The organism is Duganella rhizosphaerae, from assembly GCF_040364205.1.
Taxonomy (GTDB): domain Bacteria; phylum Pseudomonadota; class Gammaproteobacteria; order Burkholderiales; family Burkholderiaceae_D; genus Rugamonas; species Rugamonas rhizosphaerae.
The window spans coordinates 102,549-110,887 of record NZ_BPWK01000022.1 but is presented as its reverse complement, the minus strand read 5'-3'; the positions used below and the strand labels follow the sequence as shown (position 1 = coordinate 110,887).

Here is an 8,339-nt window from a genome sequence, read left to right as displayed (position 1 = left end):
TCCACAGTTCTACTTCCGTACGACTGACGTGACCGGTTCGATCGAACTGCCAGCGGACAAAGAAATGGTTATGCCAGGCGATAACGTGTCGATCACCGTCAAGCTGATCAATCCGATCGCGATGGAAGAAGGTCTGCGCTTCGCAATCCGCGAAGGTGGCCGTACCGTTGGTGCAGGTGTTGTAGCGAAGATCATCGCTTAAGGAATACTGGTCGTACCACCAGGGGCGTCTCTGGTGGTATAATCGATATCCTTTGTAGTTTTACGTAGGGACGTAGCTCAATTGGCAGAGCGTCGGTCTCCAAAACCGAAGGTTGGGGGTTCGATGCCCTCCGTCCCTGCCACCGTTTCAGGTGCAGGGCACCGAAAGTAAATATAAATGTCAAATCAATCCGTGCAGACCGTCAGCACGTCGAATGACAAGATTAAGGTTGCTCTGGCAATAGCCGTTGCAATCGCAGGTGTGGTCGGGTTTTATTACCTGTCAGACAAACCAGCTCTCGTACGCGCAGGCGCACTTGTAGCTGGTTTGGCTTTTGCCGTTCTGCTCTTGTGGACCTCGACGACTGGCCGTGAATTCCTGAATTTCGCCAAAGAAGCCGTGCGCGAAACGAAAAAGGTCGTCTGGCCTACTCGTCGCGAAGCTACCCAGATCACGGGCATCGTGTTTGCCTTCGTGCTGGTGATGGCGCTGTTCCTGTGGGGCACGGACAAGACACTTGAGTTCCTGTTGTACGACGTCATTCTGGGTATACGAAAATAATGAGCGAAAATGTGCAAGATGAGGCGGCCGGCGAACCGGTGCCGGGCGAAGTGCCGGCACAAGATGCTGTAGCAGCGCCAATCAGCGTACCAGTCAGCAACAAGCGCTGGTACGTTGTACATGCGTATTCCGGCATGGAAAAAAGCGTCCAGCGTGCACTGACGGAACGCGTCGAGCGCGCCGGCATGCAGGACCAGTTCGGCCAGATCCTGGTGCCGACCGAAGAAGTTGTCGAAGTCAAGAACGGTCAGAAGTCCGTCACCGAGCGTCGTTTCTTCCCAGGCTACGTCCTGGTTGAGATGGAAATGACCGACGAAACCTGGCACCTGGTGAAGAACACCAACAAGGTGACCGGCTTCATCGGCGGCAAATCGAACAAGCCGACCCCGATTCCAGCGCGCGAGATCGACAAGATCATGCAGCAGATGCAAGAGGGTGTCGAGAAGCCACGGCCGAAAGTGCTGTACGAAGTGGGCGAGCAAGTCCGCATCAAGGATGGCCCGTTCACCGATTTCAACGGCAATGTCGAAGAAGTCAATTACGAGAAATCCAAGGTACGCGTGTCGGTCACCATCTTCGGCCGCGCTACTCCGGTGGAACTTGAGTTCGGCCAGGTCGAAAAAGTATAAGCAGCACCGTTCGCCAGAACGGGCGACGGTGTAAAAACCCGACAAATCTGGCAAAGAGGAGCCCCGCCCTGCAAATGCGCATGGTGGGGCGCTACTACTCATATCCAAGATAGGAGCCATCATGGCAAAGAAAATCATTGGTTTTATCAAGCTGCAAGTACCAGCTGGTAAAGCAAACCCATCCCCACCGATCGGTCCAGCTCTGGGTCAACGCGGTCTGAACATCATGGAATTCTGCAAAGCGTTCAACGCGCAGACCCAAGGTATGGAACCAGGCATGCCGATCCCAGTCGTGATCACCGCGTTCGCCGACAAGTCCTTCACCTTCGTGATGAAGACGCCTCCGGCAACCTTCCTGATCAAGAAGCACTCGGGCGTTGTCAAAGGTTCGCCGAAGCCACATACCGACAAAGTCGGTAAGCTGACCCGCGCTCAAGCTGAAGAAATCGCTAAATTGAAAACCCCTGATCTGACCGCTGCCGACCTGGATGCTGCTGTACGCACCATCGCTGGTTCCGCACGTTCGATGGGCATCACGGTGGAAGGTCTGTAATCATGGCAAAACTGTCCAAACGCGCTAAAGCTATCAAAGCCAAAGTTGATAGCACCAAGTCCTACGCATTCGACAACGCAGTCGCTCTGATCAAAGAACTGGCTACCGCCAAGTTCAATGAATCGATCGACGTGTCGGTACAACTGGGCGTGGATCCTAAGAAGTCGGATCAGGTCGTTCGCGGTTCCGTCGTGCTGCCAGCTGGCACCGGCAAGACCGTTCGCGTCGCTGTGTTCGCTTCGGGCGAAAAAGCCGAGCAGGCTAAAGCCGCCGGCGCTGACGTTGTTGGTATGGAAGACCTGGCCGAGCGCGTCAAAGCCGGCGACATGCCTTTCGATATCGTCATCGCTTCGCCAGACACCATGCGTATCGTTGGTACCCTGGGTCAGATCCTGGGCCCACGTGGCCTGATGCCTAACCCGAAAGTCGGCACCGTAACCCCTGACGTCGCTACCGCCGTGAAAAACGCGAAAGCCGGTCAAGTTCAGTACCGTACCGACAAAGCCGGTATCATCCACGCGACCATCGGCCGCAAATCGTTCGCTGATGCAGATCTGAAGAGCAACCTGGTTGCCCTGATCGACGCACTGAACAAAGCCAAGCCAGCTACCAGCAAGGGTGTTTACCTGCGCAAGGTATCGCTGTCGTCGACCATGGGCGCTGGCGTCCGTGTTGACCAGACTACCCTGGCTGCTTAAGTTTTAAAAAATTAAGTCCCCGCGCTGCAAAGCGCAGGGCAGTTCTTTGGGCTGGTCGTCGTTGCTTGCAACGGCGGCCAGGCAATCAAAGACCGTTGGGCCGGATGCATCAGGCAGGCAACTGGTTAATTGAATTTTTCACCCAACGCAGATGGTGTACCCGATCAAGTTTCGTAGTCCATTGGACTCCTAAACCTCGGACGCCGTTGTTCGAACCGATGGCAGGCAGTTTGCCCGTCATCATTTAAGGAGGTTGACCGTGGGTCTCAATCTGAATGACAAAAAGGCCGTCGTCGCCGAAGTTTCCGCAAAAGTAGCAACTGCGCAAACTATCGTCGTGGCCGAATATCGTGGCATCCAGGTTGCTCACTTGACGCAACTTCGTGCCAAAGCGCGCGCTCAAGGCGTGTACCTGCGAGTGTTGAAAAACACCCTCGCACGTCGCTCCGTCGAAGGCACGCAGTTCGCCAGCCTGGCAGACAGCATGACCGGTCCGTTGATCTACTCGATCTCGGACGATGCCGTTGCAGCAGCTAAAGTCATCGCTGACTTCGCTAAAACCAACGACAAACTGGTCATCACCGCAGGTAACTACGCAGGCAAGCAGCTGGATAAAGCAGCTGTTGCAGCGTTGGCGAGCATTCCTAGCCGTGAAGTTCTCATCTCGCAGTTGTTGGGCGTTATGCTGGCTCCGGTGTCGGGCTTTGCACGTGGTCTGGCTGCTCTGGCAGCGAAAAAATCCGAAGGTGCTCCAGCTGTTGCCGAAGTGGCCGCAGAAGAAGCCCCAGCAGCAGCCTAATAGCTGCTGCGTTCCGGCCTGAGGGCCGGGCGGATCTTTTCTCAAGTACCAATCTGATGTATTAACGAATCAAAAAATTATTGGAGTTTCAAATGGCAATTAGCAAAGACGACATCCTGAACGCAGTTAGCGAAATGTCCGTAATGGACCTGAACGACCTGGTCAAAGCATTCGAAGAAAAATTCGGCGTTTCGGCCGCTGCAATGGCTGCTCCAGCAGCTGGCGGCGCTGCTGCTGCGGTTGCTGAAGAGCAAACCGAATTCAACGTTGTTCTGACCGAAGTCGGCGCGAACAAAGTTGGCGTGATTAAAGCAGTTCGCGAAATCACCGGTCTGGGCCTGAAAGAAGCCAAAGACGTGGTTGATGGCGCTCCTAAGACCGTTAAAGAAGCCCTGTCGAAAGCTGACGCTGAAGCCGCTAAGAAAAAGCTGGAAGAAGCTGGCGCCAAGGCCGACCTGAAGTAATCAAGTTGTACGGCGGCTAGTTAGTTAGCGCCACGAGCCAAAGCTGCGGATTTCCTCTCGAAAGGGAGGAAATCCGGCTTTGGCTCCTTTGTCGTCCTCGTCGTATTTGTAGCGTTTGTCCAACGCCGCAGTTTTAAGCAGTTTTTATATCATCAGCTGGAAATGGTAGAAGTTTCAGGTTTCGTCTGTGTGACATGCAGCCGATCTTGTTGCTGAAGTGGCTCACATTGCACTGGCAAAACCTGAATTTTTTATCCTTTCTGTCACTCACGGAGTGTCCATGCACTACTCATTTACTGAGAAGAAACGCATTCGCAAATCATTCGCGAAGCGCGCCAACGTTCACCACGTTCCGTTCCTGCTGGCTACCCAGCTCGAGTCCTACCATAGTTTCTTGCAAGAAGACGTAGCACCGTCGACACGCAAGAACGACGGCCTGCAGTCGGCCTTTACCTCGATATTCCCTATCGTTTCGCACAATGGCTTTGCGCGTCTCGAATTCCTGTCGTATGTCCTGGGCGACCCCGCCTTCGACGTCAAGGAATGCCAACTGCGCGGCCTGACCTTCGCGTCGCCGCTGCGCGCCAAGGTGCGTCTGGTGATCCTGGACAAGGAATCGCCGACCAAGCCGGTCGTCAAAGAGATGAAGGAACAGGAAGTCTACATGGGCGAACTGCCCCTGATGACCACCACCGGTTCGTTCGTCATCAATGGTACCGAGCGCGTTATCGTTTCGCAGCTGCATCGCTCCCCTGGCGTGTTCTTCGAGCACGACCGCGGCAAGACCCATTCGTCCGGCAAACTGCTGTTCTCCGCGCGTATCATTCCTTACCGCGGTTCGTGGCTGGACTTCGAGTTCGACCCGAAAGACATCCTGTTCTTCCGCGTCGACCGCCGCCGCAAGATGCCAGTGACGATCCTGCTCAAAGCAATCGGCATGTCGCACGAGCAGATCCTGGCGAACTTCTTCGTGTTCGACAATTTCAACCTGCGCTCCGAAGGCGCGGAAATGGAATTCGTCGCCGAACGCCTGCGTGGCGAAGTCGCGCGTTTCGACATCGTCAACAAAGAAGGCAAGACGCTGGTCCTGAAGGACAAGCGTATCAACGCCAAGCACGTGCGCGATATCGAATCGAACGGCATCAAGCACATCTCGGTACCGGAAGACTACCTGCTGGGTCGCGTGCTGGCCAAGAACATCGTCGATCCTGAGACCGGCGAAGTCGTCGCGTCCGCCAACGATGAGCTGACCGAAGACGTGTTGGGCCGCCTGCGCGAAGCCAACATCTCCGAAATCCAGACCTTGTACACCAACGACCTGGATCAGGGCGCGTACATTTCGCAAACCCTGCGCATCGACGACACCGCCGACCAGATGGCCGCCCGTGTCGCGATCTACCGCATGATGCGTCCTGGCGAACCGCCAACCGAAGACTCGGTCGAAGCGCTGTTCAACGGCCTGTTCTACAGCGCCGACCGTTACGACCTGTCGGCCGTGGGCCGCATGAAGTTCAACCGCCGCATCGGCCGCGATGAACTGACCGGCGCCATGACGCTGTCGAACGAAGACGTGCTGGCCGTGATCAAGATCCTGGTGGAACTGCGCAATGGCCGCGGCGAAGTCGACGATATCGATCACCTGGGTAACCGTCGCGTACGTTGCGTCGGCGAACTGGCCGAGAACCAGTTCCGCGCCGGCCTGGTGCGCGTTGAGCGCGCCGTCAAGGAACGCCTCGGCCAAGCCGAAGCGGACAACCTGATGCCGCACGACCTGATCAACTCGAAGCCGATCTCGGCCGCAATCCGCGAGTTCTTCGGTTCGTCCCAGCTGTCGCAGTTTATGGACCAGACCAACCCGCTGTCGGAAATCACGCACAAACGCCGTGTCTCCGCTCTGGGACCTGGCGGTCTGACCCGCGAACGCGCAGGCTTCGAAGTGCGCGACGTGCACCCGACCCACTACGGCCGCGTGTGCCCGATCGAAACGCCTGAAGGCCCGAACATCGGTCTGATCAACTCGCTGGCGCTGTACGCCCGCCTGAATGAATACGGCTTCCTGGAAACCCCATACCGCAAGGTAGAAGGCTCCAAGATCACCGACCAGATCGACTACCTGTCCGCCATCGAAGAAGGCCGCTACATCATCGCCCAGGCGAATGCGACCATCGACAAGAGCGGCATGCTGAGCGACGAGCTGGTCTCGGCCCGTGAAGCCGGCGAAACCATCCTGGTATCCCCAGAGCGCATCCAGTACATGGACGTGGCGCCGGGCCAGATCGTTTCCGTCGCAGCGTCGCTGATTCCGTTCCTGGAACACGATGATGCGAACCGCGCATTGATGGGTGCCAACATGCAGCGTCAGGCTGTTCCTTGCCTGCGCCCAGAGAAAGCACTGGTCGGTACCGGTATCGAACGCACCGTGGCAGTCGACTCGGGTACTACCGTGCAGGCTCTGCGCGGCGGTATCGTCGACTACATCGATGCGGGCCGTGTCGTGATTCGCGTGAACGATGACGAAGCAACCGCCGGCGAAGTCGGTGTCGACATCTACAACCTGATCAAGTACACCCGTTCGAACCAGAACACCAACATCAACCAGCGTCCTATCGTCAAGGTAGGCGACCGTGTGGCCAAGCGCGACGTGATCGCCGACGGCGCATCGACCGACCTGGGTGAACTGGCTCTGGGCCAGAACATGACCGTGGCCTTCATGCCATGGAATGGTCTGAACTTCGAAGATTCGATCCTGATCTCGGAAAACGTCGTCAAAGATGACCGCTACACCTCGATTCACATCGAAGAGCTGTCCGTCGTTGCACGCGATACCAAGCTGGGCGCGGAAGAAATCACCCGCGACATCTCGAACCTGGCTGAGAATCAGCTGGCTCGTCTGGATGAGTCCGGTATCGTCTACATCGGCGCGGAAGTGCAAGCGGGCGACACCCTGGTCGGCAAGGTCACGCCTAAGGGCGAAACCCAGCTGACGCCGGAAGAAAAGCTGCTGCGCGCGATCTTCGGCGAAAAAGCATCGGACGTCAAAGACACCTCGCTGCGCGTGCCATCGGGCATGATCGGCACCGTGATCGACGTCCAGGTCTTCACCCGTGAAGGCATCGTTCGCGACAAGCGCGCGCAACAGATCATCGACGATGAACTGAAGCGTTTCCGCCTGGACCTGAACGACCAGATGCGTATCGTTGAAGGCGATGCCTTCCAGCGTCTGGAAAAAATGCTGATCGGCCAAGTCGTCAACGGCGGTCCGAAGAAGCTGGCCAAAGGCGCCAAGATCACCAAGGAATACCTGGCCGATCTGGACAAGTACCACTGGTTCGACATCCGCCCGGCGGAAGACGCATCGGCTACCGCGCTGGAAGCGATCAAGGAATCGATCAACGAGAAGCGCCACCAGTTCGACCTGGCCTTCGAAGAGAAGCGCAAGAAACTGACCCAGGGCGATGAACTGCAACCTGGCGTGCAGAAGATGGTCAAAGTGTATCTGGCCGTTAAGCGCCGCCTGCAGTCGGGCGACAAGATGGCGGGTCGCCACGGTAACAAGGGTGTGGTTTCCCGTATCGTGCCGGTGGAAGACATGCCATACATGGCCGACGGTACGCCGGCCGACGTGGTGCTGAACCCGCTGGGTGTTCCTTCCCGTATGAACGTGGGTCAGATTCTCGAGACCCATCTGGGTTGGGCAGCCAAGGGCCTGGGTATCCGTATCGGCGAAATGCTGGCGGTGCACACCAAAGCCGAAGAGATGCGCAAGTATCTGACCGTGATCTACAACGAAAACGGCCGTCCGGAAGACCTGGACCAGTTCGACGACGAAGAGATCATGAAGCTGGCGAACAACCTGAAGAAGGGTGTTCCGTTCGCTACTCCGGTGTTCGACGGCGCGCACGAATCGGAAATCCGCCGCATGCTGGACCTGGCTTACCCGGACGACATCGCTCACAAGCTGGGCATGACGCCGTCGAAGAATCAGGTCACGATGTACGACGGTCGCACCGGCGAAGCGTTCGAGCGCAAGGTCACCGTTGGCGTGATGCACATGCTGAAGCTGCACCACTTGGTCGACGACAAGATGCACGCGCGTTCGACCGGTCCGTACTCGCTCGTTACGCAGCAGCCACTGGGCGGTAAAGCCCAGTTCGGCGGCCAGCGCTTCGGTGAGATGGAGGTGTGGGCACTGGAAGCATACGGCGCATCGTATGTGCTGCAAGAGATGTTGACCGTTAAGTCGGATGACGTGAACGGCCGTACCAAAGTGTACGAAAACCTGGTCAAAGGTGACCACGTGATCGACGCCGGTATGCCTGAATCGTTCAACGTGCTGGTGAAAGAGATCCGTTCCCTGGGTATCGATATCGACCTGGAACGCAACTAAGGCTTCGGCTTTATCTTCACAAGCACGGGCCCCGCCGGTCGTTGCC

Annotated in this window: 8 protein-coding genes and 1 tRNA gene; all 9 read left to right on the top strand. The window is 57.0% G+C overall.

Features of this window, described 5'->3' with window-relative positions; all coding sequences use genetic code 11:
* Window positions 1-202 (top strand): EF-Tu C-terminal domain-related protein (locus RUGAMON1_RS30480; RefSeq protein ID WP_502806593.1); only part of this gene is annotated, 202 nt, incomplete at its 5' end.
* Window positions 203-268: 66 nt separating this feature from the next.
* Window positions 269-344: transfer RNA gene (locus tag RUGAMON1_RS30475), tRNA-Trp, on the top strand.
* Between the two features lie 35 nt (window positions 345-379).
* The gene (secE, locus tag RUGAMON1_RS30470) at window positions 380-763 is read left to right on the top strand and encodes a preprotein translocase subunit SecE (protein WP_008444107.1); all 384 of its coding nucleotides are present in this window, start codon (window positions 380-382) and stop codon (window positions 761-763) included.
* The gene (gene nusG / locus RUGAMON1_RS30465) at window positions 763-1,392 is read left to right on the top strand and encodes a transcription termination/antitermination protein NusG (RefSeq protein ID WP_445234032.1); all 630 of its coding nucleotides are present in this window, start codon (window positions 763-765) and stop codon (window positions 1,390-1,392) included. The genes secE and nusG overlap by 1 nt, the downstream gene beginning before the upstream one ends.
* A 121-nt stretch (window positions 1,393-1,513) precedes the next feature.
* Complete coding sequence (gene rplK / locus RUGAMON1_RS30460; protein WP_008444110.1) at window positions 1,514-1,945, top strand: 50S ribosomal protein L11; 432 nt, start codon at window positions 1,514-1,516, stop codon at window positions 1,943-1,945.
* Window positions 1,946-1,947: 2 nt separating this feature from the next.
* Window positions 1,948-2,643 carry a 50S ribosomal protein L1 gene (gene rplA, locus RUGAMON1_RS30455; RefSeq protein WP_445234031.1) on the top strand — a complete coding sequence of 232 codons (696 nt, stop codon included), beginning with the start codon at window positions 1,948-1,950 and terminating at the stop codon, window positions 2,641-2,643.
* Between the two features lie 259 nt (window positions 2,644-2,902).
* Window positions 2,903-3,442 (top strand): 50S ribosomal protein L10, encoded by a 540-nt coding sequence (gene rplJ, locus RUGAMON1_RS30450; protein WP_026334850.1) that lies wholly within the window; start codon window positions 2,903-2,905, stop codon window positions 3,440-3,442.
* 92 nt (window positions 3,443-3,534) lie between these two features.
* Window positions 3,535-3,906, top strand: a complete 372-nt coding sequence (gene rplL, locus RUGAMON1_RS30445) for a 50S ribosomal protein L7/L12 (protein WP_116993689.1) — start codon at window positions 3,535-3,537, stop codon at window positions 3,904-3,906.
* A gap of 280 nt (window positions 3,907-4,186) precedes the next feature.
* A complete protein-coding gene (gene rpoB / locus RUGAMON1_RS30440) occupies window positions 4,187-8,293 on the top strand; it encodes a DNA-directed RNA polymerase subunit beta (protein ID WP_445234030.1) in 4,107 nt (1,368 codons plus the stop codon).
* The last annotated feature ends 46 nt before the right edge of the window (window positions 8,294-8,339 follow it).

Coding starts and splice junctions, on each gene's coding strand:
- secE (WP_008444107.1), top strand. CDS start 380: ATGTCAAATCAATCCGTGCAGACCGTCAGCACGTCGAATGACAAGATT.
- nusG (WP_445234032.1), top strand. CDS start 763: ATGAGCGAAAATGTGCAAGATGAGGCGGCCGGCGAACCGGTGCCGGGC.
- rplK (WP_008444110.1), top strand. CDS start 1,514: ATGGCAAAGAAAATCATTGGTTTTATCAAGCTGCAAGTACCAGCTGGT.
- rplA (WP_445234031.1), top strand. CDS start 1,948: ATGGCAAAACTGTCCAAACGCGCTAAAGCTATCAAAGCCAAAGTTGAT.
- rplL (WP_116993689.1), top strand. CDS start 3,535: ATGGCAATTAGCAAAGACGACATCCTGAACGCAGTTAGCGAAATGTCC.
- rpoB (WP_445234030.1), top strand. CDS start 4,187: ATGCACTACTCATTTACTGAGAAGAAACGCATTCGCAAATCATTCGCG.